This is a genomic window from Streptomyces sp. NPDC046881 (assembly GCF_040645015.1).
In the GTDB taxonomy this organism is placed as follows: domain Bacteria; phylum Actinomycetota; class Actinomycetes; order Streptomycetales; family Streptomycetaceae; genus Streptomyces.
The window spans coordinates 1-1,255 of sequence record NZ_JBEYXJ010000243.1 but is presented as its reverse complement, the minus strand read 5'-3'; the positions used below and the strand labels follow the sequence as shown (position 1 = coordinate 1,255).

Sequence of the window (1,255 nt, the reverse complement as noted above, 5' to 3'; positions counted from 1 at the left end):
GCCGCCGAACGCGAGGGACGGACCATCGCGCCGCTCGTCACCCGGCTCAACACCATCCGACGACAGCACCCGGCGCTACAGCGCCTGCGGAACCTGCACTTCCATCACACCGACAAGGACGCGGTGATCGCCTACAGCAAGAGCACGGGCTCGGACACAGTCGTGGTGGTCGTCAATCTCGACCCCCACCACACCCAGGAGGCAACGGTCTCGTTGGACATGCCGCAACTCGGCCTGGACTGGCACGAGTCCGTGCCGGTGCGCGACGAGCTCACCGGCGAGACCTACTACTGGGGCAGGGCCAACTATGTGCGCCTCGAACCGGGTCATAGGCCCGCGCATGTCTTCACCGTCCTGCGACCGTCCACCCCGCAGATCGGAGGGTCACCCACAACATGATCGTGAATGAGCCCGTTCCGGACACCTTCGAGGACACTCCCGCCAAGGACCGGGACCCGGATTGGTTCAAACGCGCCGTCTTCTACGAGGTCCTGGTCCGTTCCTTCCAGGACAGCAACGGCGACGGCGTCGGCGACCTGAAGGGCCTGACCGCCAAGCTCGACTATCTGCAGTGGCTCGGCGTGGACTGCCTGTGGCTGCCGCCGTTCTTCAAGTCACCGCTCCGGGACGGCGGTTACGACGTCTCCGACTACACCGCCGTGCTCCCGGAGTTCGGCGACCTCGCCGACTTCGTGGAGTTCGTGGACGCCGCCCACCAGCGCGGCATGCGCGTGATCATCGACTTCGTCATGAACCACACCAGCGACCAGCACCCGTGGTTCCAGGAGTCGCGGCGGGACCCGGACGGTCCGTACGGGGACTACTACGTCTGGGCCGACGACGACAAGCAGTATCCGGGTGCCCGCATCATCTTCGTCGACACCGAGGTCTCCAACTGGACGTACGACCCGGTACGCAAGCAGTACTACTGGCACCGCTTCTTCTCGCACCAGCCGGATCTGAACTACGAGAACCCGGCCGTGCAGGAGGAGATGATCTCCGCGCTGAAGTTCTGGCTGGATCTCGGCATCGACGGGTTCCGGCTGGACGCGGTGCCGTACCTGTACCAGGAGGAGGGCACCAACTGCGAGAACCTGCCGGCGACCCACGAGTTCCTGAAGCGGGTGCGCAAGGAGATCGACGCCCAGTACCCCGACAAGGTGCTGCTGGCGGAGGCCAACCAGTGGCCCGAGGACGTCGTCGACTACTTCGGTGACTTCCGGGCCGGCGGCGACGAGTGCCACATGGCCTTCCA

The 1,255-nt window shown here is 65.4% G+C and carries 2 protein-coding genes; both read left to right on the top strand.

Going from position 1 to position 1,255, the window contains the following annotated elements; genetic code table 11:
- A partial coding sequence (locus ABZ923_RS41305; RefSeq protein ID WP_361483608.1) for a DUF3459 domain-containing protein occupies positions 1-399 on the top strand: 399 nt, incomplete at its 5' end.
- Positions 396-1,255: alpha-amylase family glycosyl hydrolase (locus ABZ923_RS41300; RefSeq protein WP_361483605.1), on the top strand; the 860-nt coding region annotated here is incomplete at its 3' end. The genes ABZ923_RS41305 and ABZ923_RS41300, both read left to right, overlap by 4 nt.